Source organism: Citreicoccus inhibens (genome assembly GCF_019039035.1).
In the GTDB taxonomy this organism is placed as follows: Bacteria; Myxococcota; Myxococcia; order Myxococcales; family Myxococcaceae; genus Citreicoccus; species Citreicoccus inhibens.
In genome coordinates this window covers 1-24,984 of sequence record NZ_JAHNZT010000050.1, presented here as the reverse complement: position 1 = coordinate 24,984, position 24,984 = coordinate 1, and the positions used below count along the sequence as shown (strand labels likewise).

The following is a 24,984-nucleotide window of genomic DNA, read 5'->3' as shown; positions in this document are numbered from 1 at the left end:
AAGGGCCCCCATGCACCAGGCCCCACTGCTCCCGCCCCTGACCGCCGACCTGTCCGTGGAGGAGTACAAGGCCTTGCGCGAGCTGAGCCGCGCCGTGGACGCGCTGCTGGAGGAGAGCCTGCGCGAGCGTGAGAACCTGACGCGCACCTTCCGCCGCTGCTTTCCGTCCATCCTCGCGCTCACCGGTGCGAAGGCCATCGCGGTCACCACGCGCGACGAGGAACTCCAAGAGCAGACGTGGAGCGAGGGCGACTGGGGTGACCACCTCCCCGGCACCTTGCTGCAAGGGCCCGAGGGCGCGCGGCGGTTGGACGCGGACACGCTCGTCACCCAGCCGCTGGACGTGGCCGGAGCGCAGGTGGGCACGCTGGGCCTGCGCTTCGCGGCGGACGTGGGGGACGGCGAGCGCGTCGGGCGGATGCTGCGCATGCTGGACGCCATCGCGGAGGAACTCGACACGGTGCTGGTGCTCGTGCACACCGCGTCGGAGAAGCACCAGCTCATCCTCCACTGCAATCAGCACCTGGCCAACCCCGTGTTCGAGGCGGGCATGGATCAGGCGGTGCTGACGCTGTCCCAGCGCGTGCGGTTGCCGGGCTTCCTCTTGCTGTACCGCGACGCCGTGCGCCCGCAGGAGCTGCACTACCGCACGTACCGCCACGGTCATCTGGAGTACGAGACCGGAGCGCAGCCCAGCGCCCCGTTGGAGCAGGTGCTGCGCGAGCACGGCACGCGGTTGTTGGCTGGAGCGCCGGGCGTGCTGCGGACGCTGTTCCCCGGGCGCACCACCGAGGCGGTGCTCATCGCCGCCGCCGCGGGCAGTGAGCCGCTGGGGAAGATTGTCGTCTGGAGCGACGACGGCTTCTCGGCCTACACCATGGACCTCATCCGGGTGCTGGCCTCCACCCTCAGCCAGCGCTTGCTGGACTACCACCGCGAGCGCATCCACCTGTCCCAGTTCTTCCCCACGGCCGTCATCAACGCGCTCCTCCAGGACCCCGACTACGCGCAACACCTGCGCGCGCAGGACCAGGAGGTCGGCATCCTGTTCGCGGACATCAACGGCTTCACGCGCATCTGCGAGCAAGGCTTCGACAGCCCGCGCAGCATCGGCCGCTTCGTGGACGAGTGGAGCGAGCGCGCCGTGGGCTGCATCTGGGAGCACGGCGGTGTCTTCGACAAGATGGTGGGCGACTGCGTCATCGGCCTGTTCGGCCCGCCCTTCTTCCAGGGCGACCGCGTGCGCCGCGCCGAGGCCGCGGTCCGCGCCGCATGTGACATCCAGGACCTCACCACCGCCATGGGCGCGCGTGAGGAAGTGGCCGCGCTGTGCCATCGCGTGAAGCTGCCCGGGCTGGGCGTGGCAGTGGGCGTGAACCTGGCGAACGCCAACTGCGGCCTGTTCGGTCCCAACCGCAACTACACGGCGTTCTCCAGCGGGATGAACCAGACCGCGCGCCTCCAGTCGCTCGCGGGCTTTCGCGAGACGCTGGTGATGGAGAGCGCGCGCGAGGTACTCCAGACCTCGCGCGAGCCCTTCATTCAGAAGCTTCAGTTCGGTCCGCTCACGGAGACGCCCGTGAAGAACGTGGCGCACCCGCTGCGGCACTTCCGGCTGCAGCGGTAGCGCGCCGGCTCAGGCCTTCAGGTGCGCGCTGACGTAGCGCCGCGTGAAGTGGATCCACCGGCGCTCATCCACCTCCACCTGCCACTCGGTGTTGGGGGTGAGCGGCAGGCGTTGCTTGAGGAAATCCTCGAGGTGGTCCGCGGCCTTCACGGGCGTGAGCCCGGGTGCCCGGAAGGCGATGTGCAACACGACGTCCAGCGAGGGCGCCACGTCGACCGAGGCGCAGATGCGCAGCGGACCGACGCGACGTTGGTATTGGATGTCTGGTGCAGGCCAGGCCTGCGGGCGGGGGCTCGCCACGGATGCCGCGAGCCAGTTGTCCGGCACGAGGATGAAGTCGAGCAGGTTGTTGCTCGCCTCTTCCACCGATCCATGCTCCTGGATGGAAAGCATCGCTCACCTCCGACGGTGAAGCCGCTGGGAAGAATGTGCCCACGTCCATGTGCGGTGCAAGGGCCCCGCCTCAGGTTTCCCGTCAGGTATCCGCCAGTGACGATGCGCGGCGAACGTCCGGGGTGTTGGCGTGGACCCGCGCCACGGCCGCCTGGACAGGCAAGCGACGCGAAGCACCTGCGAGTGCGCGCTGACCCGGCGCGATGGATGCGCGAGGGAACGACGAAGGAACTGAGAGCATGAGGTCCTCCGGAGAGAAGGCGGAGGCACCTTAGCGAAGCTGGGTGACGCGCTCGTGTGGGGGCGCTTACGGTGCGATCGGAAGTGAACGCCGCGTTCTGCGCTCCACCTCGGCCTTGAGCTGACCGCAGCCCGCGTCAATGTCGATTCCGCGCCGCTGACGCACCGTGCTGGGCACGCCGTAGGTGGTGAGCACGTCCTGGAACGCGCGCACGGCGGGCGCGGTGCTGGGGCCGCCGTCGTAGCCCACGGTGGGATTCAAGGGGATGACGTTGACGTGCGCGTCCATTCCCCCGAGCAACCGCCCCAGGGTGTGCGCGTGCTCCGCGGTGTCGTTGCGCCCCTCGATGAGCGTCCACTCGAAGAAGATGCGACGGCCGCGCCTGGCGATGTAGTAGCGGCACGCGTCCATCAACTCGTCGAGCGGCCAGCGGCGTCCCGCGGGCACCAGCGCGGCGCGCTCCGCGTCCGTGGCGCCGTGCAAGCTGACCGCGAGCTGCACCGGGCGCTCCTCGTCCGCGAGCCGGCGGATGCCCGGCACCACGCCCACGGTGCTCAGCGTGATGAAGCGCGGCCCGATGGCCAGCCCCAGCGCGTCCACCAGGATGTCCACCGCCGCGAGCGTGTGCTCGTAGTTGTGCAGCGGCTCGCCCATGCCCATGAGGACGATGTTGCGCAGCGACTCGCCCGAGGCATCCAGGATGCGCGTGACGTGGAGCACCTGTCCCACGATTTCTCCCGGCGTCAGGTGGCGCGCCAGTCCCATCTGGCCCGTGGCGCAGAACACGCAGCCCATGGCGCAGCCCGCCTGCGTGCTGATGCACACGGTGGCGCGGCCCTTGAAACGCATCAGCACCGTCTCGATGGTCTGCCCATCGCGCAGGCGCAGCAGGAGCTTGTGGGTGAGGCCGTCGCTGCTGAAGCTCTCGTGGTGGGGCGCGACCAGCGGCTCCAGGCGCGTGCGCTCGGTGAGGGCGGTGCGCAGGTCCGGGCGCAGGCCCTCCACCGTGTCGAGCGACTCCGCTCGCTGCCGGTACAGCCCCGTCCACAGCAGGTCGCGGTGGTAGGCGCCAAAGCCCCAGTCCGCGAGCAGCGCGCCCAGGGCGGGGCGGGTGAGGTCGTGCAGGTGGGGGGCGGGCGTGGCGGTCTCGGACGGCATGGCCAATCGCCAGATAACACAGCCGGCGCGGACGGGCCCGGGCCCGTTCGCCGGGCGCCCGGACAGCCGAGCCCGGAGTGTCCACCGTCCGGGGGGCCGGGCCATGGGCATGGTTGTGGGGCCATGGGGCTGCTCATCCATCAGGAGGCGTTCGGTCCCGGGGACGCGGAGGCGTTCTCGGTGCGGCTCTCCGAGTGTCTGGAGGCGCTGCGCCTGCTCCTGGGACGACCGGGCTTCGGTGAGGGGCCCGCCACCGTGGGCGCCGAGCTGGAGCTGTTCCTGGTGGATGCGCGGGGGCAGCCGCTGCCGCTGAACCGCGAGGTGCTCGCTCGGACCGTGGACCCTCGGGTGACGCTGGAGATGGACCGCTTCAACCTGGAGACGAACCTGCGCCCGTGCGCGTTGGCGGGGCGGCCGTTCGCGGCGCTGCGCTCGGAGTTCGAGGACACGCTCGCGGAGGTGCGACGGGCGGCGGCCACGCAAGGCGCGCGCGTGGCCGTCATCGGCATCTTGCCCACGCTGCGCGAGGAGGACCTGGGCCGGACCGCGCTCACCGCGCAGCCGCGTTACCGCGCGCTGTCCGCGGCCATCCGCCAGCGCCGCGCGGACGTGCCCTTCCACGTGGCCATCCATGGAGCTGATTCGCTCGCGCTCACCTGGGATGACGTGACGCTGGAGGGCGCGAACACGTCGCTCCAGTACCACCTGCGCGTGCGCCCGGCGGACTTCGCGCGCGCGTACAACGCCGCGCAGTTGGCCACCGCGCCCGTGCTGGCGGTGGCGGGCAACTCACCGCTGTTCCTCGGGCGGCGACTCTGGGATGAGACCCGCGTGGCCCTCTTCCGTCAGGCCACGGACGACCGAGGCGCGCGCGAGTCCGGTGACATCCCTCCGCACGCGCGGGTGTCCTTCGGCCACGGGTGGGCGCGAGAAGGGGCCTACGAGTTGTTCTGCGAGGCGGTGGCGCTCTACCCGCCGCTGTTGCCCGTGCTGGCGGAGGAGTCCCCGCTCGAGTGCGTGGCGACGGAGTGTCTGCCTCGGCTCGCGGAGTTGCGGCTTCATCAAGGGACGGTGTGGAGCTGGAACCGCGCCATCTATGACCCGCTCTGCGGCGGACACCTGCGCATCGAGATGCGCGCGCTGCCCGCGGGGCCGTCCGTGGCGGACATGGTGGCCAACGGCGCGTTCCTGCTGGGGCTGACGTTGGGGCTGATGGAGCGCATGGAGGCGCTGCTGCCGGCGCTGCCCTTCTCGCAGGCGCGGAGCAACTTCTTCCGCGCCGCGCGCTCGGGACTGGACGCGGTCTTGATGTGGCCCTCGGAGGTGGCGCCCAGTCCGCGGCCGGAGTCGGTGGCGGCGCTGGTGCCTCGGCTGTTGCCGGTGGCGCGGCGCGGTCTCCTGCTGGCGGGCGTGGACGCGGAGGAGGCCGATGCGCAGCTCGACCTCGTGGCGGAGCGGCTGGCGCGGGGGATGACGGGCGCGCGGTGGCAGCGGCGCGTGCTCGCGGAGCTGGAGGCGCGCCTGCCTCGTGACGAGGCCCTGGCCGCGATGTTGGAGCGCTACCTGGAGCAGGCGAACTCCGGCGCGCCCGTGCACACCTGGCCGTTGGAGTAGTAGAAGGCGCACTGAATATCCGCACTCAGCGCCCGTCCGACGCGCGCCGTGCCGTGCGTGCCGTCAGGGTGTCGAGCGTGAACGCCTTCAGCCAGTTCCTCCTCTCTCGTCGCTTCGTCGTGCTCCTCCCGCTGCTGTTGTTGGCGGCGTGCTCGTCCTTGCGCGGTCAGGCCAATGACCTGGCGAAGAAGGGTCGCTTCGTGGAGGCCGCGGACCTGTACGAGCAGCTCCTGCGCGAGGCGCCCAATGACGCGGGGCTGCTCGCGGCGCGGGACGACCTGCGGTGGCGGGGCCTCTCGCAGCTCTTGGGGCAGGCGCGCCAGTCCCGCTTCGAGGAGCGCGACGAAGACGCGGAGATGAGCCTGGAGCAGTTCCTCACCCGGCGCGCGCGGTGGGGCAGCAAGCTGGACGGCGCGCTGGAGAGTTCGCTGCTCGATGAGATGGAAGGCACGCATCGGCACCTGCGATTGCTCATCACCGCGCCCGCGAAGCGAGGGGACGCGCTCACCGCCGAGGCGCAGCTCGGGCGCAAGCGCGCGCTGCTCGCCTTCGCGGAGATGGCGCCCATCCGGCGCGACCTGGAGGAGGCCGTGCAGCAGGGTGGCCGCGCCACCTGTGAGCGCTTGAAGGCCCTGCCGGGTGACGCGGGGCCGCACTGGGTGGGGCTCGTCGCACGGTACTGCCGGCACTATGGGCAGGCGGCGCCCGAGGCTCCCGTGTTCCCCGAGGCGCTCGGCGTGCCCAACTGGCACGTGTCGGTGGTGGGCATGGATGACCAGGTGGTGACGTTCCTCCAAGAGCGCCTCGCGCGGGCCTTCGAGTCTTCTCCGTGGTTCTCGGCGGAGGCGTCGCGTCAGGCGCCGCTGTCGCTGGATGGCGCGTTCTCCGAGCACGCGTGGAGCCAGCCCGTGGAGTTGACCGCCGTTTGGACGGACAGCGTCCCGTACACCGACCATGAGGATCGCAAGGCCTCGGTGGAGGTGCCCTATACGGTCGAGGAAACGTACGTCGAGAAGAACGAGACGAAGACGCGCAAGGTGACGAAGTACCAGACGGTGGAATACCGCACGACGGTGGAGGTCACGCGCTACCGTGATGAGCAGCGGTCCTTCGATTACAAGGCGCTCCAGCGCGGCGTGGATCTGCGCTTCGTGTTGGTGACGGAGGCGCTGCTGCGAGGGGCCCACTCGCCGCTGGCGGTGAAGGGCGAGAACGCGCTGTCCGCCTCGGGCTACGAGCACGATGTCACCTTCGCGCCGGGCGGAGTGTCGCCGCGCAGGGCGCACCTGCCCGTCGGAGGCGCGTGGCTGGAGTCTGAGCTGCTGGGTTACGAGCACATCTTCGCGCGCAAGTTGGTGGAGGGCTGGCGAGATGCGTGGTGCACGGCGCCCGCCGTGACGCGAGACGAAGCCGCACGGTGCGCCCGGGCTGGCGTGGCCCTGCCCGACCCTGACCGCGCGGTGCTCGCGGACGTCCTGGGCGAGGACGCTGGCCAGGTTCATCGCTTGTATGGAACGCCGTAGCGACTCGGCCCAGGTCCGCTGCGCTCATGCCTCGTGGCACGCCGTGGCCTCAGGCTTCGTCCTCGGTGCCCTTGCGCAGGCCGAGCATGCGCCGCAGCTCCCGCGCGGACTGGCGGCTCACTTCCACGGAGTGGCCTCGCGCGGTCTTCGCCAGGTAGCCGCCCGTCTCGAGCGGCTCCAGCCGTGCGACGTGCGTGAGGTTGAGCAGCGCGCGCCGGTGCACGCGATGGAAGCGCTCCGCGGGCAGCTTCTCCGCCAGTTCGTTGAGTGAGAAGTCGGTGAGGAAGTCGCCCTGCGCGGTGAACACTGTCACCAACTCGTCTTCCAGCGTGGCGTGAGAGATGGTGTCGGGGTCCACGAGCACGATGCCCTGTCGCGTAGGGATGGGCAGCCGAGACAGCCCGAGCCCCCCCGAGGACTTTTCCCGAGGCGGAGTCGGCTCGCTGCGTTGCGCTGGGACGCGCCGCTCCCTCGCGCGCTCCAGCGCCTTCTGGAGCCGCGCGGGCTCCACGGGCTTGAGGACATAGTCCACCGCGCCGTGCTCGAACGCTTCCACCGCGTGCTCGGCGTGCGCGGTGCAGAAGATGACGTGAGGCCGGCGCTCGGGCATCAGCGCCAGCGCGTCCAGGCCGCTCAGCCCTGGCATGTGGATGTCCAACAGCACCACGTCCACGGTGCCCGCGCGCATGGCCGCGAGCGCCGCTTCTCCGTCCGCGGCCTCGCCACACACCTCCACGTCCGGGAGCGCGGCGAGCAGCCGGGTCAGGCGCTTGCGCGCGAGCAGTTCGTCATCGGCGATGAGGACTCTCAGGGCGGAGCTCATGTGAGGACTCCCGGGACAGGGCCCGAGGTGGGCAAGAGGACCGTGACGCGGGTGCGGCCCGCATCGCTCGTCAGCGACAGGTGCGCACGGCCGCCATAGGCGAGCGCGAGCCGGCGCTCCACGGTGGGTAGCCCCGCGCTGCCCTCCCGCGGGCCGCGCGACGCGCCGGGGTTCTCGAGGATGATCTCCACGCCGCCCTCGCCTCGGGACACCGCCACGGTGAGGTGTCCGCGGTGGCCCGCGCCCGGCCCGTGCTTCACGGCGTTCTCCGCGAGCGGTAGGAGCACGAGCGGCGGCACGGGCACCTCCTCCACGCCCGGCGTCACCTCCATCCCGAGCTGGAAGAGGGCAGGGTCGCGCAGCAGATGCAGGTCGAACAGCGTGCGCATCAGCTCCAGCTCCTTCGCCAGCGGCCATGTGGCGCTGCGCACCCCCGCGAGCACCGAGCGAAGCATGGTGGACAGCCGCAGCACGGCGGACTCGGCCACCACGCCGTCCTCGCGGCACCACTCCGCGATGGCGTTGAGCGTGTTGAAGAGGAAGTGCGGATCCAGATGACTGCGCAGCGCGAGCAACTGCGCCTGCTCCGCTTCCAGCGCCAGCCGGGCCCCGCGCGCCCGTTCCCGAGCGAGCGTCTCCTCGAAGCCGATGTCGCGCCCCAACCCCCAGCCCCCCACGAGGAAGAGGGCGCCGCAGACGAGCAGGCTCGCGGGCTCGGTGAGGAAGCTGGGGCCCATGCGCAGCCACTGCGGCAGCACGAAGCCCGCGACCAGCACCACGCCCGCGCCCACCGTGGCGTAGAGCGCCAGCCGGATGCCGCCGTGGCTCAGGTCCAGCCCCTCGGGGAACAGGACGCGGTACGACACGGGCGCCACCGCGACGAAGAGCAGGCACAAGAGCAGGGCGAGCCAGACCGCGTGCGGCTCGGCGCTGTAGTGCTCCTGCGCGAACAGCAGCGGCAGGGACACCAACAGGATGGGCAACAGCCGCCGCGGCGTGATGAGGGCGCGCCACGTGGCTCGGACAATGGATGCTTCCGCCGGCTCCAGCATGCTCCGGCGGGAGCCTACACCGCGCCCACCGCTACGGCTGCCCCTCCCACTCCGGCTCCAGGGCGTCGAGCGCGATGCTGCCCGCCAGCACGACGGGGAAGAGCAGGATGGCCGCGAGAACGAAAAGAGGCGAAGGAAGTGTAAACATGGAGGCCCCCGGAATTCTCGAAGCATGCCAGGACAGTCTGACGTGCTCCCAGGGGCCCCCGAGCCGGGGCGCGCCGAACGGTCGGTAGCGGACAGCCGGTGGTCGCGCGGCGGCGGTGCCTAGTGGGTGGCGAGCTGTTCGGCCAGCTCGCAGCCGTGGACGATGCAGTCGTTGAGGCCCACGCCCCGGTAGGCGTTGCCGGTGAGGTGGAGGCCGGGCCAGCGCGCCACGAGGGCGTCCACGGCGGCCATGCGCGCCAGATGCCCCACGTTGTATTGCGGAATCCCGCGCGGCCAGCGGACCACGTCGGTGAGCACGGGCGTCGCCGTCACGCCCGCCAGCGCACGGAGTTCCTCGCGCGCGAGGGCCGCCAGCGAGTCCACGTCCTGGCTCGCCCGCTCGGGTTGGCGCGCGCCGCCCATCATGCAGGTGTAGAGCACGTGTCCCGGGGGCGCGCGGAAGGGGAACGTGGTGGACGTGTGGATGGCGCCCAGGAGCGCCCGCTTCTCCTCGGACGGGACGAGGAAGCCGAAGCCATCCGGCACGGGCGTCGTGCCCGGCGCGAAGCCCAGGTTCACCACCACCATGGGCGCATAGGGGATGCTGCCCACCGCGTCCGCGAGCGTGTCATCGATTGGGTCCAACAGCTCCGCGGCGACGTGCGCGGGCACCGCCAGCACCACCTGCGAGGCGAGCAGCTCTGATGTCTCGCCCTTCTCTCGCACGATGAGCTTCCAGCCGTTGGGCATGGGCACCAGCGCGAGCACCTGGGCGTTCGTGCGCGCCACGTCGCCCAGCGCGGTGGACAGCGCGTCGATGAGCACCTGGAGGCCTCCATCGAAGGTGCTGAGCGCGCCGCTCAGCAGGGGCTCGGATGCGCCGGAGGGCAGGGCTTTTTGTTTCGCGCCGCGCGAGCGGATGGCGCCGAGGATGAGGCTGCGGTGCGCACGCTCCAGCTTCACGAGCGCGGGGAACGCGGCCTCCACGCTCAGCGTCTCCACGTCGCCCGCGAAGATGCCGGTCTGCACCGCATCCAAGAGCACTCGCGTCGCGGTACGTCCCAGATGTCTGCGGCCGAACTGCGCGAGTGATTCATCTTCAGCGTTGGGGCGGCTCGGCGTGAACAGCTCCGCCATCACACGAAGCTTCGCACTCCAGGGCAAGACATCAGACTTCAGGAACGCTGGCGGCGAGCCCGGCACCGCGCGCAGCTGCCCGCGTGTGTACACATAGCGGTTCTTCGCGCCCACGTCCGCGGCGCGGATGCGACCCGTGATACCCAGCGCTGTCGTCAACCTGCGGGTCACCACTTCGCGGTCGAGGAAGCTGTTCGGTCCCGCCTCGAGCAAGAAACCGTCACGCGCGCGGGTGTGCACGTTTCCACCGAGACGAGAGTCCGCCTCCAGCAACACCACAGCCTTGCCGTCCGTGCGCAATTGCTGCGCCACGACGAGCCCGGAAATACCTCCGCCGACGACGGCGACTGTCATCTGTCTCTCCTCCGAGCGCTTCTCGACCGCCGTCAGCGTGCACTCCCCCTGGGTCAATGGGGAGTGTTTTGCCAAGGACTGTCATTCGGCGCGTTAATGCAGAGCATGCGCTACGTCATCACAGGGGCAAGTCGCGGCATCGGCCTCGAGTTCGTCCAGCAGTTGCTGCGGCGAGGGGACACCGTGGATGCGGGCGTCCGCGCGCCGGAGCAGGCGCTGAGGCTGGAGCCGTTTCACCAGGTCGCGGGAAACCGCTTGCGCATCCATGCGCTCGATGTTTCGGACCCCGTCAGCGTCCGTAACTTCGCGGCGGATGTCTGCTTCGAACCGGTGGACGTGCTCATCAACAACGCCGGCGTGCCGGGGCAATGGGTGGGCCTGCACGAGTTGGATTATGACGACATGGCTCGCACGCTCGCGGTCAACGCGCTCGGTCCTTTGCGCATCACCGCCGCGCTGCTGCCCGCGCTGAGACAAGGCACGGTACGCAAAGTCGCGTACGTGAGTTCCCGCATGGGCGCGGTGTCGTCCAACACCGAGGGGGGGGCGTATGCCTACCGGATGTCCAAGGCCGCGCTGAACATGGGCGTGCGCTCGGTGGCGCTGGACCTGCGCGCGGAGGGCTTCTCCTGCGTGCTGCTGCACCCGGGCTGGGTGCAGACGGACATGGGCGGTCCGGACGCGCCGGTGGTCCCCGAGGTCTCCGTGCGCGGCATGCTGCGCATCATCGACGGGCTCACGCCGGAGCAGAGCGGACGCTTCTTTGACTTCGAGGGCGAGGAGGTCGTCTGGTAGCGGCCCCCCACCTTGCTCACGGATACAACATCTCCGTGCGCCAGCCGTTGGCCTCGCGCAGATAGACGTGGCGCTCGTGCAGGCGGCTGGGGCGGGCGTGCCAGAACTCGATGCGGTCCGGCACCACGCGAAAGCCGCTCCAGTGCGGAGGCCGCTCCACCGGGCGCCCCTCGAATCGCGCCTCCACGTCCGCCACGCGCCGCTCCAGCACCGCGCGCTCCGGGAGCGGCTGGCTCTGGAGGCTGGCCCAGGCGCCCACCTGGCTGCCTCGGGCCCGGCTCTGGAAGTAGGCGTCCGCTTCCGCGTCCGATACGCGCTCCACGCGGCCTTCCACCCGAACCTGTTGATCGAGCGGCTGCCAGTAGATGCAGAGCGCGGCGAACGGGTGCGCGAGCAGCTGCTCGCCCTTGCGGCTCTCGTAGTTGGTGAAGAAGACGAAGCCGCGCGAATCGAAGTCCTTCAGCAGCACCACGCGCGCGCTCGGACGGCCGGCGGCGTCCACGGTGGCCACCACCATGGCGTTCGGATCCACGGGGATGGCTTGCTTCGCCCGCTCGAAGAGGGTCGCGAAGCGCTGGATGGGGTCAGGGGGGATGGACACGGGAGGAACATAGGCAACGGTCGCCGGCCGCGCACGTTCACGGTTGACTCGCGGGTGGGACACGCGATGGTGGGAGCATGAAGATTCTCTTCATCGCCTCCGAGGTCTCCCCCTTCTCCAAGACAGGAGGGCTGGGGGATGTGGCGGGAGCCCTGCCCGCGGCGCTGGCCGCGCTGGGCCATGACGTGAAGGTCGTCACGCCGCGCTACCGCGACGTGCGGGAGGGCGGGCGGCTCGTGCCCACCGGCGCGTCCCTGGAGGTGCGCTTCCCCTCCGGTGAGTTGCGCGGCCCCATCCTGTCCGCTCGCCTCTCCGAGCGATTGGAGGTGCTCTTCCTGGAGAACGAAGCCCTCTACGGGGGGCGTGACGGGCTCTATGGCGACATGCACGGCGAGTTCGGAGACAACGCCCGGCGCTTCGCCTACCTGTCCGTGGGGGCGCTCCAGGCCGCGCAGCGGTTGGACTTCGCGCCAGACATCGTCAGCCTCCATGACTGGCAGGCGGGACTGGCGGCCCTGGCGCTGCGCCGAGGCTATGCGGGCACGGCGCTGGCCCGGGCCAGGAGCGTCTTCACCGTCCACAACCTGGCGTACCAGGGCCAGTTCCCCAAGAGCGTGATGGGCGAGCTGGGGCTGCCGTGGGACGTGTTCACCGCCGAGAACGGGCTGGAGTTCCACGACACGGTCAATTTCCTCAAGGCGGGGCTCGTCTACTCCGACGCGCTGACCACGGTGTCGCCCACCTACGCGCGGGAGATCCAGACGCCCGAGCAGGGCTACGGACTGGACGGCCTGCTGCGCCGCCGCGCGCACGCGCTCACCGGCATCATCAACGGCATCGACACGCAAGCGTGGGACCCGGGCGCGGATCCATTCCTGCCCGCGCGCTTCGAGACGGGAGACCTGACCGGGAAGGCCGTGTGCAAGCGCGAGCTGCTCGCGCGCTTCGGCCTGCCGCCAGCAGACGCGCCCGTGTTCGGCATCGTCACGCGGCTGGCCTGGCAGAAGGGCGTGGACCTGCTGCTGGACGTGCTGCCCACGGCGTTGCAGGCGGACCTGCGCTTCGTGGCGGTGGGCAATGGAGAGGGCCCGCTGGAGGACGGCCTGCGCGCGCTCCAGGCCCGCTTCCCTCGGCAGGTGGGCGTGCACCTCGGCTTCGACCTGGGCCTGTCCCACCTGTTGGAGGCGGGGGCGGACTTCTTCCTCATGCCCAGCCGCTATGAGCCGTGCGGGCTCAACCAGATGTATTCGCTGCGTTACGGGACGGTGCCAATCGTGCGCGCCACCGGCGGGCTCATGGACACGGTGGAGGGCGGGCTGGAGGGCAACGGCCTGCTCTTCGAGGCCTTCCACCCCGCAGCGCTCCTGGCCGCCATCCGGCGCGCCCTCTCCCTCTACGCGGACCCTCCTCGGATGGCCGCGTTCCGGCGCCGGGGGATGGAGAAGGACTTCTCCTGGGCGGCGTCGGCCCGGCGGTACGAAGCCCTCTTTGCATCCTTGCGAACGGAATAGTGGGGCTCGTGCGAATTTGGCTGTAGGCTTGCAGCCGTGGCGGAAGCTCCGGACCTGGGTGGCTACGAGGTGGTTGGCAGGTTGGCCGTGGGTGGCATGGCCGAGGTGTACCAGGTGCGCGCGCGCATGGGCACGCAGCGCTCCCCCGGCGAACCGGATGACGTCGTCATCAAGCGGCTCCACCCGTCCTTCCGCGGCGACCCCGGCTATGTGAAGGCCTTCGTCGACGAGGCGAAGCTCACGGTCCGCCTGCGCAATCCGCACATCGTCCGCACCTTCCGCCTGTTCCGCGCGGGGCCGGACTACTTGATGGTGCAGGAACTCGTGAGTGGCCGGACGCTCGGCTACATGCAGGAGCTGCTCATCAAGGCCGGCACGGCGATGCCGCCCGAGTCCGCCTGCTACATCGCGTGGTGCCTGCTCAAGGCCATGGACTACATCCACCGGGCGAAGGTGGCGGAGAACGGCGCCACCATCATCCACCGCGACATCAACCCCGCCAACGTTCTCCTCGGCATCAACGGAGACGTGAAGCTCACCGACTTCGGCGTGGCCGAGGTGGAGGGCATGATGCGAGGCGATTCCGGCGCGCTGCGCGGCACGCTGCCATACATGAGCCCGGAGCAGGTGCTGGGGCAGCCGGTGGACGCGCGCACGGACCTGTATGCGGTGGGCGTCGTGCTCTGGGAGCTCTGGGCCAACCGCCGCCTCTTCCACAGCGAGAGCGAGGCGGACCTCATGCACAAGGTGCGCGACGCGCGCGTGCCGCTGCTCTCGTCGGTGACGTCCGAGCTGCCGCACTACGCGGTGCAGGTGGCGCGCAAGGCGCTGTTCGCGGACCGCGCGCGGCGCTTCCAGACGGCGGGCGAATTCCTCAAGGCGCTGGAAGTGCTGGCGCGCCGCGCGGGCTGGCCGCTGACGGTGGAGGCGTTGCAGCCTCTCTTGGGGGGCTGATGCGCTCGCGCCGGGCGCTGCTGGCGCTCGCGGTGGCGGTGCCCCTGGGCGGGTGTCTGGGCGTGGTGCCATTCCAGCCGCGCGCCTACGACGACGCGGCCCGCGTGCGCAGACTGGGCGTTGAGTCGCTCCCGGACGGCTCGGCGCGGCTGCGCTTGGACCTGGGCGTGCGCAACCCTTCCTCGGACGCGGCCACGCTGACCCGGGTGGACTTCGCCGTGCGCCTCGTGGGCCGGGGCGTCGCCGTCACCGAGCAGACCCTCGATGTGCCGGTGGATTCCGAGCGCGAGGTGGAGGTGAAGGTGGCGCTGGTGCTCCCCAACCCGCGCCCTCAAGCCTCCGTGCGCGGCGACGCGCCTCCGGACACGGAGGACGTGATGGTGGACGTCGAGGGCGGCGTGGTGCTGCGCTTCGGGGGCGTGGAGCGCCGCGCGCCGTTCAAGCTGGCGGCGGCGCTGCGGGTGCCTCGGGCGGTGCTGCCCGAGGCTGGGACGGAGCGCTGAGCGTCAGCCCTTGAGCTGGACCGCGGGCGGCTCGGGAGGACGGGGCGTGCTGTCCTTCGTGGGCGGAGCCTCCTTGGCGGGAGGCTGGGCCTTGAGGCGGCTCAGGCGGACGCGGTCGATGCGCGCGCCCTCCTTGGCGGACACCACGAACTGCCAGCCGTTGTACGTGAAGCGCTCGCCCACGTCCGGCAGGTGCCCGGCCAGCGAGGACAGGTAGCCGCCCAGCGTGTCGAAGTCGCCCTCGGGCAGCGGAAAGCCGAAGGCCTGGGTGAAGCGGTCCGTCTCCATGCCGGCGTCCACCAGGAAGCTGCCGTCGGCCAGCTTCTCCACCTGCTTCTCCTCGACCTCGAACTCGTCGCCGATGTCGCCGACGATTTCGCGCAGGATGTCCTCCAGCGTCACCACGCCCATGAAGCCGCCGTACTCGTCCACCACGACGGCCATGTGAATCTTGCGCTTCTGCATGTCGCGCAGCAGGTCGCCAATGGGCTTCATCCACGGCACGAAGTGCGCGGGCCGGATGATGTCCTGTAGGACGATGAGCTCGGGGTGCAGCAGCAGGGGAATCAGGTCGCGCGCGTGCAGCACGCCGACGATGTGGTCCACGTCGTCGCGGAACACGGGGATGCGCGAGTGGTTCTCCTCGGCCAACAGGCGCAGCACCTCGTCCGGAGTGGTGGTGATGTCCACCGTCACGACTTCCGTGCGGGACACCATCACGTCGCGGCAGCGCTTGTCGGACAGCTCGAAGATGGAGCGGATGAGCTGCGGGGCGCTCTTGTCCACCTCGTTCTTGGCGGCCTGCGCGGCCAGGAGCTTCTCCAGCTCCTCCAGCGGCGGAGGCGGGGCCTCGAAGCGCAACGTGCGGCCGAAGGTGCGCGCGCCCAGGTTGAGCAGCCGCAGCGTCAGGCGCATGGGCGGGTACAGCACCGTCACCAGCCCCGACACGAGCCACGACAGCCGCAGCGCCCAGCGCTCGGGGTTGCCGTTGGCGAGGCCCCGCATGGTGACTTCCATGAGGCTGGCGAGCACGCCCACGAAAAGCGCGCCCGCGCACACCGTGGCCAGCGGCACCCAGGCCGCCTCACCGAAGCGGCTGAAGTCGAGCATGCGCGGCGGCACGAACGCGCCGATGGCGGCGGCCAGGAAGCCGCTGAGCAGGGTGCCCAGGCGCAGCGCGGTGGCGGTGGCCTCTCGCTCCGTCTTGTGGCGCAGCACGCGGAGGCCCGCGCGGCCGTTCGTCTTGGCGAGTTCCTGGGCGCGCAGGTCCGAGGTGCCGTACAGCGCGGACTCCGCGGCGGCGACCAGGGCCCGCAGGTAGCTGAGGGCCAGGCAGGCGACCCAGAGGGTCCAGGTTGGCATAGAGCGATGTTCTTAACCCGTGCTAGAGGGTCGCACCACCACCCAGGCGGGAGGCGCGATGCTTGCACGTGGGATGTCCATCGTTGGAGGGCTGCTGTCGCTGCTGCTGCCCGCCCTGGCCCTGGGCTGGCCGGTGGACCAGCGCGTCTCGGTGGAGCCGGGCCAGGAGCGCTTCCAGAAGCTGACCGCGGTGGACTGGGTGGAGGTCGAGGACCCGTCCGTGGTGAGCGTGGAGGCCTTCGCGGGCAGCGGCGAGCTGCTGCTCACCGGGAAGAAGCCGGGGCGCACGCTCGCCCTCCTGTACGCCGAGGGGCGCTTCGCGGTGTGGCGCATCACCGTGGGACCCGAGGCTCCCGAGGACGTGGCGTCCCGGCGCGCCGCCGCGGCGAAGGCGTGTCCGGACCTGAAGGACGTGGCGACGCCGGAGCGCTCGCTCTCCGCGACGGTGAAGGATGCCGCGTGTCGCGGGGCGCTCTCGGAGTTGTTCCGGACGGACGCGTATGTGGCGCGCGAGCTGGAGCTGACGTTCGAGGTGGCCGCGCTCCAGGAGCAGCTCGCCGCGTTCAGCGAGGCCCTGCCGCCCGGCGTGACGGTGCGCTACAGCGGCGCGGGGTTGGTGATGTCGGGCAAGGCCAGCGCCGAGGCCCACCACAAGGCCCTCTGGGGGCTGTTCCGCCGCGCCGTGGGCCGCGTTCCGCTGGAGGACCGCGTGGAGGTGGAGGCGCCTGCTCCGGCCCCCGCCGCCACCGTTCCGGACGCGGGGACCGTCACGCCGCCCACCTCCATGCCGCCCGTGGCCCCGGCGCCCAAGCGCAAGCCGGCGCGCTGAGGCTCACTGCTCGCTCAGCACGAGCAGGCCACGCGACGTGTCCACCGCGTAGATGTAGCCATCGCCCGGTACGCGAATACCGATGGTGCCCTCGTAGAAGCTGAGGCCTCGCCGCGGATCCGTGGAGCGGAACGTGTTGAACCACGCCACCTCACGCGGGTGCTCGGGCGTGGAGACGTCCAGCACGCGCACGCCCTCGTGGTACCACGCGACGTAGAGCCGCGTGCCCACCAGCACCATGTTGTGGATGGAGACATGCCCCGTGCGCTGGTGCTCGCCGATGAGGCGAGGGGCGGACGGGTCCGAGAGGTCCATCACGCGCAGGTGCGCGTTCCAGTCCTCGCCGCCCTCGAAGCCGATGAGCCGTCCCTGGATGCGGCCCACCGCGTTGGCGTGGCTGGTGGAGTGCGCGTAGCGGTAGCGGCCCAGCTCCACGGGCGCGGTGGGGTCTTCCAGCGAGGCCACCACGTAGCCCGCGCCCCAGTAGTTCACGTACAGGCGCCGCTCGAAGGCGAACATGTCGTGCGGACCGTAGGAGCGCGACGGATTGAAGCCGTTCGCCTGGAACTGGGACAGCAGCACGGGGCGCAGCGGCTGGGAGATGTCGAACACGAGCACCACGCCGTCCGGGTCCGATGACGAGGCCAACAGCAGGTTGTCCGTGACGAACAGCGTGTGCACGTTGATGGACTGGACCGGGGCCGCGCCCGTGAGCACCGGATGCGCGGGGTCCTCGAGGTCGAAGACGAGCACGCCGCGCGCGGCGCTCGCGACGTACAGCGCGTTGTCCTTGGCCCAGACGCCGTTCCAGTAGTTGTCCGCCTCGCGGAACACGTGCTCGGTGAGCACCGGGTGGGAGGGCTCGCGCACGTCGTAGACGTAAAGGCCGCCGCGCAGCGACACCACGTAGGCATGGCCGTGCGTGACGTAGACATCCGCGGGCGTGCCCAGGTCCACGCGCGTCTCGGAGAGCTGCGCCAGTGCCGAGTCGATGGGCTCGTTCTCGACCGGGGTGACCTTCCAGGCGTCGAAGGTGCCTTGCGCGGCCACGGCGTCGTTGGTGCATTCGACGTAGCAGCCTTGCAGGTGCCCCGGCTCGGGCTGACGGCAGCCCAGGTACGCGCGGCGGGTGACGCGGCCCTGGAGGTCTTCGTGCTGGGACGTGAGGAAGAAGCTCCTCGGGGTGATTTCCCGCTCCGTCAGCGGGTAGCCCCCCGCGGTGCCGGCGTCCGAGGCCGAGGGCAGCATCGCCTGGTTCATGAAGCCGAGCGCATTCTCATAGGCCGGGCGCGTGACGCGCAGGTGCATCGTGTACGCGGCCTCGGTGTCGAACTCGGCGAGGCTCGCGGGGTCGCATGCGCCGGACTCGAAGTTGTTGCGCGCGCCGCACGGCGCCCGCGTCACCACGAGGCACGGCGCGAAGGCGCCCGTGTCGATCCAGTCCCCCAAGTCAAAGGAGCCCTGGGGGGGGACTGGCGGCACCGGCTCGTCCTTGCATGCAGGGAGCGACAGGAACAGCGCGAGCAGCAGCGGTGACGCATGGCGCATGACAGTGATTCCCCCCCCGAAGGTGCAGGGCCGTGGACGCGCCATGCTACCGGACGCCGCGCGGTGGGGTCTCGACCTTGTCGCGGGAGGTGGGGTGAGGTTGGGCGCTGCGCCCTCGCGGGGCGGTGCGCTATGACGGGGTGGGGAGGTCGCACGACGATGAAGGCTGCGATGAAGTGCGCCGGGCTGGCCGTGTGGGTGCTGTGGCTCGTGGGAGGCGCGACGGCGTTCGCCCAGGATGATGGCGAGGCGGTGGTGATTCCTCCGCCTGAGATGGACCGAGGCTGCCCCGCGAAGCCCGACGTGGTTCCCTTCACCGCGATGTCCGTCGCGGGCCTGCCGCGCTCGGGCTGGTTGGCGCATCAGGCCGTCATCCCCGAAGCCAAGGACCGCTGGTTCCAGCGCGCCGAGCGCTCACGCTCTGGTGTGAAGCCCGTCCCCGAGGACCAGGCACGCCGGCTGGGCGCGGCGGACCCGAAGGTGCCGCTCTGGGTGTTCGGCAAGTCGGACGCGGCCCCGTGCCGCGCGGTGCCCACCACGTGGTGGGCCGTGCGCATGGGCACCGACGAAGACCGGCAGACGTACCTCATGGCGGAGGTGCAGGTGGACTGCGACCTGTTGCCTCCGGGCCGCTTGTCCGGCACGCCCGTGGCCCTGCGCCAGAAGGACGCGCCCACCGGCTGCAAGCTCCGCCGCCCGAACCGGACGGAGACGGGCAAGGACGGAGACCCGCTGCCTGGAGACATGGCGGACCGCGTGCCCGACCACGAGTGCGCGCCCCCGGGCTGCGCGCGGCTGTGGGAGCACTTCGGCGCCAGCTTCGAGGAGGGAACCGGGGCCTATGACCTCACGGTGTCCTGGATGGAGCGCAACGGGAGGGACCCGTGCGGCTGGCAGGTGGAGGACACGTCGCTCTTGCTTTTGCGGCGTCCGGACCTCACCAGCATGGAGGAGCTGCGCCCCGGAGGCGTCCTCTACGGCGGTTTCCACGACGCGGCCGGCCTGCGTTACCTGCTGAGCCGCAAGGAGGGCACCCTGTACGTGTATGACCCGGCGCGCCTCAAGTCGCCGCCCAAGGCCGTGCGCTACGGCAGCCTCACCGAGGACGAGCGCCTGCACAGCCGCCGCACGCTGTCTCCGTGCAAGCAGCCGTAGCGCGCGTGCTTCAGCTCCAGGAGCCGCGGCGGGTGGGCTCCTTCAGCGCACGGCCCAGCGCGGCGAGGAAGCGCGGGCGGGGCCAGTGCTCCGCTCCGAATCGCGCGGTGTGCTCGGTCTCCACCTGGCAGTCCACGAAGTGGAAGCCCCACTCGCGGTAGCGCTCCACCGCGGTGGCGAAGGCAATCTTCGAGGCGTCCGGCGCCAGCGCGAACATGCTCTCGCCAAAGAACGCCGCGCCCAGGGACACGCCGTAGAAGCCCCCCACGAGTGTGTCGCCCGCCCACGCCTCCACCGAGTGCGCGAAGCCCAGCGTGTGCAGCGTGACGTACGCGCGCTGCATGTCGTCGGTGATCCACGTGCCGTCCTGGCCGGGCCGAGGCACTTGGGCGCACGCGGCGATGACGCGCTCGAAGGCCGTGTCGTAGCGCACGTCATAGGGGCGCTTGTTCATCGCCTTGCGCAGCGAGCGGCCCACGTGCAGGTTCGCCGGCTCCAGCACGAAGCGCGGGTTGGGCGAGTGCCACAAGATGGGGTCGCCCTCGCTGTACCAGGGGAAGATGCCCTGCGAGTACGCGGCGAGGAGCCGCTCAGGTCGCAGGTCACCGCCTACCGCCAGCAGGCCTGACTTGTCCGCGCGCGCGGGGGGAGGGAAGAGTTCCGGATGGTCGTCGCTCAGCAGGTAGAGAGGCACCGTGCGCCGCATCCTACCGGGACACGTTGAGCTTCACGTCCCCGCCGAGCGTGTAGGGCACCTTGAGCGTGGGACCCGTCAGCTCGCCCTTCACCGTCCACGGCAGCGCGCCCTTGGAGATGAGCGCCCGGACCTCGGGGCCCCAGGTGGCGCGCGTCACGGAGATCTCCACCGGGTAGACGCCCGTGGACGCCGCCGCCACGGTGTCCGCCTGCGTGGCGGTGCCCTCCTCCAGCAGCTTCCCCGCGATGCCCACCTGGTACGTCAGGCGCTCCAGGCGCAGGGGAAACGGGTTGGGGTTGCGCACGCCCAGCCGGAGGTTGAGCTGCACCTCCTCGGCTGAGTAGCGCGCGCCCTCCAGTCCCTCCAACACCACGACGGGCGGGCGGGGCACGCGCACCGTGCGGCTGGCCGCGAAGGGGAGGCGCTCCTCGGTGGCGCCGGCGCGCACCACCAAGGTGCCCCGCAGGGCGACGAGCACCGTGCCATCCGCGTCCCCCAGTCGCGCCAGGTCCTCGGCGGAGCGGGCATAGGGGGCGACCTCCTGGAACTCGACATCCAATGGGGCCCCTGGCGTCAGCGCGAGGCCCAGGGGACGGGTGCCCGACTTGACCACCCTCCCATCCGAGACGAGCTCGTACTCGGCGCGCTCCAGGACGGCGGCGCCAGGGCTCGTGAGGTGCCCGCTGAAGCGCAGGGTGGTCTCCGTGAGGCCCTGCGCCACCACGGAGGTGCTCGGGTCGGTCAGGACGGGGGGGCCGGTGGGCCGCACGGGCGCCGAGGCGCATCCGGCCACCACCGTGAGCAGCACCGCCACGCGGGCCATCTGGCAGGTCGAGCGCATCACGGTGGACATTGTGGGGATCGCCAAGGCTGGCCCCAAGGGTTTTTCCGCTAGACTGTCCACCACTCGTGGCCCCCCGCCGCCCCAACTTCAACAAGACGCTCCGCGCCCTCATCCGCGACATCGCGGCGCGCATGCCGGAGTTCAGCCACGTGAAGGCCAGCCGCATTCTCGTGGTGGCCGGCGAGGCGAGGCGCGCGTCGCGTGGCACCGTGAAGCCCCTGTGCTTCCGAGGCGGCCGGGCCGCGGACCGTGCCGGACGCCGCAAGCCGGTGGTGCGCATCCGGGGCCGGCGGATGCTGTACTGCATCACGCTTCGGCCCCTCTTCTTCCGAGGCTCGACGGCGCAGGCGCGCGTGGAGACGGTCATCCACGAGCTGTTCCACATGTCCCGCCGCTTCGATGGCACCCTGCACGCAGGCCGCCGTCACGCGGTGCTGGGCGCCGAGTTCTCGCGCAAGCTGCGCCCGTTGGTCCGCCGCTACCTGAAGGTGTGCCCCGTGGAGTTGCTGTCCGAGCTGGCCCACACCGGCGAGGTGCGCATCTTCCAGTGGCTGGAGCGCCCCGGTCCCGCCTATCACCCCGGAGCGCGAAGCCGCCGGGTGCGCAAGGTGTACACCGAGGAACAGCTCTACTTCGGCATCGCCCGGATGGTCACCCGCAAGCCCCGCGCGTCCCGCGAGGCCGGTGCCCGTCCCAAGCTCCACTGACCCTTGACGTGAGGCCGGTGACACTCGAGCCGTGACGCCCCGTGCGCCCGCGCTCCGTGTGGCTTGGTCGGTCGATGCGTCATTTGACATTGATAATGAGTATCAATATCGTGTTAGCCGTTTCGAGCCGGGAGCGGTGGATGAAGGATGGGTGCGCGGAAGGGGAGCTGCGGTGCCTGTGCGGCAGCCTGCTGGCGCGGCTGGTCCCCGGTGGCGTGGAGCTGAAGTGCCGTCGCTGCCATCGGACCCAGGTGGTTCCGCTGGAGTCGTCGCCGTCCCCGGTGCCTCCGGCGCGGGGGCATCGCACGGCGTGAGTGGGAATGATTGACTGAGGCCCGAGGCCAAGAGCCCAGCGCCCAATGGGTCCTCCCGGTGAGGAGGGCCAGCCGGCCGTGAGCCGGAGGACGCGGCATGTCCTGGCGTGGGTTCGTGTTGGTCATGGCCTGGGCGCTGCCCGGCCGGGTGCTGGGCGAGGCGCTGCCTTCGGGCCCCGACGCGGGCGTGGAGGACGTGCCCATGGCGCGCACCATCGTCACGGCGTCGCGCAGCCCGGAGCGGCTGGTCGATGCGCCGGTGGCGACGGAGGTCATCACCCGGAGCGACATCGAGGCGAGCGGGAAGCACGATGTCGCGGCGCTGCTCGCCGCGCATCCGGGGCTGGAGGTGGACAACACCTTCTCGGGCGCATCGCTGCGCATCCAGGGCCTGGGCCCCGAGTACGCGCTCGTGTTGGTGGACGGCGAGCGCGTCACGGGCCGTGTCGCGGGCAGCGTGGACCTGTCACGACTGTCCCTCGAAGACATCGAGCAGGTGGAGATCGTCAAGGGGCCGTCATCCGCGCTCTACGGGAGTGATGCCGTCGCGGGCGTGGTGAACCTCATCACCCGTCGCGCGCAGCGCCCGCTCGGCGGGGACCTGCGGCTGTCATACGGCAGCCTTCAGCGCTTGGAGTTGGACGGCACGGGCGAGGCGCGCGGAGAGACGTGGGGCCTGCGCTTGAGCGGCGGCGTGCAGCGCCGGAATGGGTATGACCTGGACCCCAGCGACGTGGGCACCACGGGCAGCAGCCTGGAGGGCTTTCAGCTCTCGGCGCGCGGCGACCTGCGCGGCCAGGGCGCCATGGACCTGGCGGGCACGGTGTCCGTGTCGCGGCGCATCCAGCGCGGGGTGGACCTGGGCACGGCGGGCGCGGTGTTCGACCGGGCGAGCCGCGACGAGGAGCTCAATGCGCGCGTGGCGCCTTCCTGGAGACTGGGCGAGTCCACCACGCTGCGCACCGAGGGCCACGTGGCGTGGTTCGCGCGGCGTGCGCTGAGAGATCAACGACAGGCCTCCGCGCTGGACAGCGTGGAGGACACGCGCGAGCAGCAGGGGCGCTTGGGCACGCAGCTCGATGCGCGCCTCGGGGGTGACCACGCGCTGGTGGCGGGCCTGGAGTTGCTCGGCGAGCGGCTCGCGTCGGACCGTCTGGAGGGGGGACGGGGCGAGCGGGGACGGGGCGCGCTGTACGTGCAGGACAGTTGGTCCGTGGCGTCTCAGCCGCGCCTGGTGCTGGTGCCGGGCGCGCGACTGGATGCGGACACGCAGTTCGGCGCCGCCGTCACGCCTCGGCTCGCGGCGCGAGTGGATCCGCTGGAGTGGCTCACGGTTCGCGCCAGCTACGGCTGGGGGCTGCGCGCGCCCAGCTTCCAGGAGCTGCTGCTCGACTTCGAGAACCCCACGGTCGGGTACACGGTGAATGGCAACCCGGACCTGCGGCCCGAGCGCTCCCGCAGCGCGAGCCTGGGCGTGGAGGTGCGGCCGACTCCCGCCTCGCTCGTGTGGGTCAGCGTCTATCAGCACGCGCTGCGCGACCGCATCGGCGTGTCGCTCCAGCAGGACGCGGAGGGGCAGCATTTCGTCTACGTCAACGTGGCGCGCTCCAAGGTGCGCGGCGGTGAGTTGGGGGCCCGGCAGCGCTTGCCCGGTGGGCTCATGTTGGAAGCCACCTACTCGCTCACCGATGGGCATGATCAGGATTCGGGCCTGCCGCTGGAGGGACAGGCGCGCCATCGCGTCACCGCGCAGGCCACGTGGCGCTTCCGCCCTTGGGGCTTGGAGACGTGGGTGCGCGGCGCGTGGGTGGGCGCGAGGCCGTTCGCTCCGGACTCGGATGGCGACGGCGTCGCGGAGCCATACGAGGCCTCTCCCTACGTGACGCTGGATGCCCGCGTGGCGCGCCAGCTCCCCGCGGGGCTCCAGCTCTTTGTCGAAGGCACCAACCTCACGGGCGCGGGCAACCCCAATGACCTGCCGCTCGCGCCGCGCTCGTTCCGCGCCGGACTCGTCATCCGTCGCTGACTGTCTGTCTTTCCTTCCTCAGGAGAACCGCATGTATCGACCGTCCTCCGGCCTCGCCTTGCTGCGCCGACTGGCCCTCCCGCTGTGCCTGCTCGTCGGCTGCAACGACGACCTCCAACCCAAGCCGGGAGATCCTCCCGAGACGCCCGCCGAAGAGGGCGGCGACGCGAACATGCGCCACGCCAACAACGGCGACGGCACCTTCACGACCACGGTCGATGCGACGAGCAAGGACGTCTGGGTGGCGTTGGACTTGGACTCGGGCCGTCAGGTGGACGCGACGCAGGACGCGAAGTGGGACCTGGCCTTCCAGCGCTTCCATATCCGCACTCGCGGCGGCGTGAACGGGCAGGGCGGGGTGGAGGTGGCCACGCTCCCGGGCGCGGACTTCGCGCAGCTGTCTCAGGCGCCCACGGCCGGTTACGCCACGGACGCGGCGGATGGCGATGACGTGGGGACCGACCCGGACACGGCCTTCGAGGCGGGCGAAGGCTGGTACAGCTACGACGCGGTGACGCACAAGCTGTCCCCGCGCGACCGCGTGTACGTCGTGCGCTCGGATGAGGGCACCTGGTTCAAGGTGCGGATGCTCACGTACTACGACGCCGCGGGCACGCCGGCCATGCTCCAACTGCGCTGGGGAAAGGTGCAGGCCCCGGGCACCGGCGAGCTTCAGGTGGATGCCTCCGCGTCCGATGCGTGGGTCTATCTCCAGGTGGGCCGCGGGGTGGTGCAGGTGGCGGACCCTGCCACGTCGCGCGACTGGGACCTCGCGGTGCGGCGCACGCAGTGGCGCACCAATGGCGGCGCCAGCGGCCCGGGGTTCGGGGGCGCGCGGGTGGCGGACGCGGCGGAGGTCTCGGCGGTGCAGCGTGCGCCCACCGTGGGCTACGTGCAGGACGTGGTGGTGACGTCGCCGGGGCCCACGGGGGACACGTCTCCGGGCAACGCGGTGTTGGGGGACTGGTACGACTACGACGTGAATACGCATGCGGTGTCGCCCAAGGCGCGCGTGTTCCTGGTGCGCACGGCTTCGGGCGGCTACACACAACTACTCATCACCACATAT

At 70.9% G+C, this 24,984-nt stretch carries 23 protein-coding genes; 13 read left to right on the top strand and 10 right to left on the bottom strand.

The features are described 5' to 3' along the window. The first annotated feature begins 10 nt into the window (after positions 1-10). A complete protein-coding gene (locus KRR26_RS33370) occupies positions 11-1,627 on the top strand; it encodes an adenylate/guanylate cyclase domain-containing protein (protein ID WP_120210101.1) in 1,617 nt (538 codons plus the stop codon). Positions 1,628-1,636: 9 nt separating this feature from the next. On the opposite strand, the gene KRR26_RS33365 is transcribed toward KRR26_RS33370, so the two are convergent. Together KRR26_RS33365 and rlmN are read right to left on the bottom strand one after the other, a co-directional pair. Continuing rightward, entirely contained in the window at positions 1,637-2,020 is a 384-nt protein-coding gene (locus tag KRR26_RS33365; RefSeq protein ID WP_120210102.1) for a hypothetical protein, read from the bottom strand. Positions 2,021-2,327: 307 nt separating this feature from the next. Further along, positions 2,328-3,419: a 23S rRNA (adenine(2503)-C(2))-methyltransferase RlmN gene (gene rlmN, locus KRR26_RS33360; RefSeq protein WP_217081802.1), complete on the bottom strand. Its 1,092-nt coding sequence runs from the start codon at positions 3,417-3,419 to the stop codon at positions 2,328-2,330. Between the two features lie 123 nt (positions 3,420-3,542). Between rlmN and KRR26_RS33355 the strand changes: the two genes are divergently transcribed. Both KRR26_RS33355 and KRR26_RS33350 read left to right on the top strand, forming a co-directional pair. Next, the gene (locus KRR26_RS33355) at positions 3,543-5,033 is read left to right on the top strand and encodes a glutamate-cysteine ligase family protein (RefSeq protein ID WP_217081801.1); all 1,491 of its coding nucleotides are present in this window, start codon (positions 3,543-3,545) and stop codon (positions 5,031-5,033) included. 77 nt (positions 5,034-5,110) lie between these two features. Continuing rightward, entirely contained in the window at positions 5,111-6,556 is a 1,446-nt protein-coding gene (locus tag KRR26_RS33350; protein WP_328707253.1) for a hypothetical protein, read from the top strand. A 49-nt stretch (positions 6,557-6,605) separates the two neighbouring features. Here KRR26_RS33350 and KRR26_RS33345 read toward each other — a convergent pair whose 3' ends face one another. The 3 genes from KRR26_RS33345 to hemG form a co-directional block, all read right to left on the bottom strand. After that, complete coding sequence (locus KRR26_RS33345) at positions 6,606-7,379, bottom strand: LytR/AlgR family response regulator transcription factor (RefSeq protein WP_217081800.1); 774 nt, start codon at positions 7,377-7,379, stop codon at positions 6,606-6,608. Continuing rightward, the gene (locus KRR26_RS33340) at positions 7,376-8,431 is read right to left on the bottom strand and encodes a sensor histidine kinase (protein WP_120210106.1); all 1,056 of its coding nucleotides are present in this window, start codon (positions 8,429-8,431) and stop codon (positions 7,376-7,378) included. Before KRR26_RS33340 ends, KRR26_RS33345 begins: the two co-directional genes overlap by 4 nt. Before the next feature lie 267 nt (positions 8,432-8,698). Next, positions 8,699-10,069 (bottom strand): protoporphyrinogen oxidase, encoded by a 1,371-nt coding sequence (gene hemG, locus KRR26_RS33335; RefSeq protein WP_217081799.1) that lies wholly within the window; start codon positions 10,067-10,069, stop codon positions 8,699-8,701. A 105-nt stretch (positions 10,070-10,174) separates the two neighbouring features. Here hemG and KRR26_RS33330 point away from each other — a divergent pair, with 105 nt between their 5' ends. Beyond that, positions 10,175-10,864 (top strand): SDR family oxidoreductase, encoded by a 690-nt coding sequence (locus KRR26_RS33330; RefSeq protein ID WP_120210156.1) that lies wholly within the window; start codon positions 10,175-10,177, stop codon positions 10,862-10,864. Between the two features lie 16 nt (positions 10,865-10,880). On the opposite strand, the gene pdxH is transcribed toward KRR26_RS33330, so the two are convergent. After that, positions 10,881-11,465: a pyridoxamine 5'-phosphate oxidase gene (pdxH, locus tag KRR26_RS33325; RefSeq protein WP_217081798.1), complete on the bottom strand. Its 585-nt coding sequence runs from the start codon at positions 11,463-11,465 to the stop codon at positions 10,881-10,883. A gap of 77 nt (positions 11,466-11,542) precedes the next feature. Here pdxH and glgA point away from each other — a divergent pair, with 77 nt between their 5' ends. From glgA to KRR26_RS33310, 3 genes are read left to right on the top strand one after another with little or no spacing between them, the layout of a single operon-like run. After that, positions 11,543-12,976, top strand: a complete 1,434-nt coding sequence (glgA, locus tag KRR26_RS33320; RefSeq protein ID WP_217081797.1) for a glycogen synthase GlgA — start codon at positions 11,543-11,545, stop codon at positions 12,974-12,976. A 36-nt stretch (positions 12,977-13,012) separates the two neighbouring features. After that, on the top strand, positions 13,013-13,930 hold the full coding sequence (locus KRR26_RS33315; protein ID WP_120210109.1) for a serine/threonine protein kinase: 918 nt from the start codon (positions 13,013-13,015) through the stop codon (positions 13,928-13,930). After that, positions 13,930-14,433 (top strand): hypothetical protein, encoded by a 504-nt coding sequence (locus KRR26_RS33310; RefSeq protein WP_217081796.1) that lies wholly within the window; start codon positions 13,930-13,932, stop codon positions 14,431-14,433. The genes KRR26_RS33315 and KRR26_RS33310 overlap by 1 nt, the downstream gene beginning before the upstream one ends. A 3-nt stretch (positions 14,434-14,436) precedes the next feature. Here KRR26_RS33310 and KRR26_RS33305 read toward each other — a convergent pair whose 3' ends face one another. After that, complete coding sequence (locus KRR26_RS33305; RefSeq protein WP_120210111.1) at positions 14,437-15,795, bottom strand: hemolysin family protein; 1,359 nt, start codon at positions 15,793-15,795, stop codon at positions 14,437-14,439. Between the two features lie 58 nt (positions 15,796-15,853). On the opposite strand from KRR26_RS33305, the gene KRR26_RS33300 reads away from it, so the two are divergent. Beyond that, a complete protein-coding gene (locus KRR26_RS33300) occupies positions 15,854-16,624 on the top strand; it encodes a pilus assembly protein N-terminal domain-containing protein (protein ID WP_217081795.1) in 771 nt (256 codons plus the stop codon). A 3-nt stretch (positions 16,625-16,627) separates the two neighbouring features. Here KRR26_RS33300 and KRR26_RS33295 read toward each other — a convergent pair whose 3' ends face one another. Then, positions 16,628-18,172, bottom strand: a complete 1,545-nt coding sequence (locus KRR26_RS33295; protein ID WP_217081794.1) for an LVIVD repeat-containing protein — start codon at positions 18,170-18,172, stop codon at positions 16,628-16,630. Positions 18,173-18,331: 159 nt separating this feature from the next. On the opposite strand from KRR26_RS33295, the gene KRR26_RS33290 reads away from it, so the two are divergent. Continuing rightward, positions 18,332-19,327: a hypothetical protein gene (locus tag KRR26_RS33290; RefSeq protein ID WP_120210114.1), complete on the top strand. Its 996-nt coding sequence runs from the start codon at positions 18,332-18,334 to the stop codon at positions 19,325-19,327. Between the two features lie 10 nt (positions 19,328-19,337). Here KRR26_RS33290 and aat read toward each other — a convergent pair whose 3' ends face one another. Both aat and KRR26_RS33280 read right to left on the bottom strand, forming a co-directional pair. Further along, positions 19,338-20,021: a leucyl/phenylalanyl-tRNA--protein transferase gene (aat, locus tag KRR26_RS33285; protein WP_217081793.1), complete on the bottom strand. Its 684-nt coding sequence runs from the start codon at positions 20,019-20,021 to the stop codon at positions 19,338-19,340. A gap of 13 nt (positions 20,022-20,034) precedes the next feature. After that, positions 20,035-20,877 (bottom strand): LEA type 2 family protein, encoded by an 843-nt coding sequence (locus KRR26_RS33280; RefSeq protein WP_199723941.1) that lies wholly within the window; start codon positions 20,875-20,877, stop codon positions 20,035-20,037. A gap of 56 nt (positions 20,878-20,933) precedes the next feature. Between KRR26_RS33280 and KRR26_RS33275 the strand changes: the two genes are divergently transcribed. From KRR26_RS33275 to KRR26_RS33260, 4 genes are all read left to right on the top strand, one after another. Then, positions 20,934-21,575: a hypothetical protein gene (locus KRR26_RS33275; RefSeq protein WP_120210116.1), complete on the top strand. Its 642-nt coding sequence runs from the start codon at positions 20,934-20,936 to the stop codon at positions 21,573-21,575. Positions 21,576-21,715: 140 nt separating this feature from the next. Further along, positions 21,716-21,889, top strand: coding sequence for a hypothetical protein (locus tag KRR26_RS33270; RefSeq protein WP_199723939.1), 174 nt, complete (start codon positions 21,716-21,718; stop codon positions 21,887-21,889). 97 nt (positions 21,890-21,986) lie between these two features. Then, entirely contained in the window at positions 21,987-23,915 is a 1,929-nt protein-coding gene (locus KRR26_RS33265; protein ID WP_217081792.1) for a TonB-dependent receptor plug domain-containing protein, read from the top strand. A 31-nt stretch (positions 23,916-23,946) separates the two neighbouring features. Continuing rightward, positions 23,947-24,984: HmuY family protein (locus tag KRR26_RS33260; RefSeq protein WP_217081791.1), on the top strand; the 1,038-nt coding region annotated here is incomplete at its 3' end.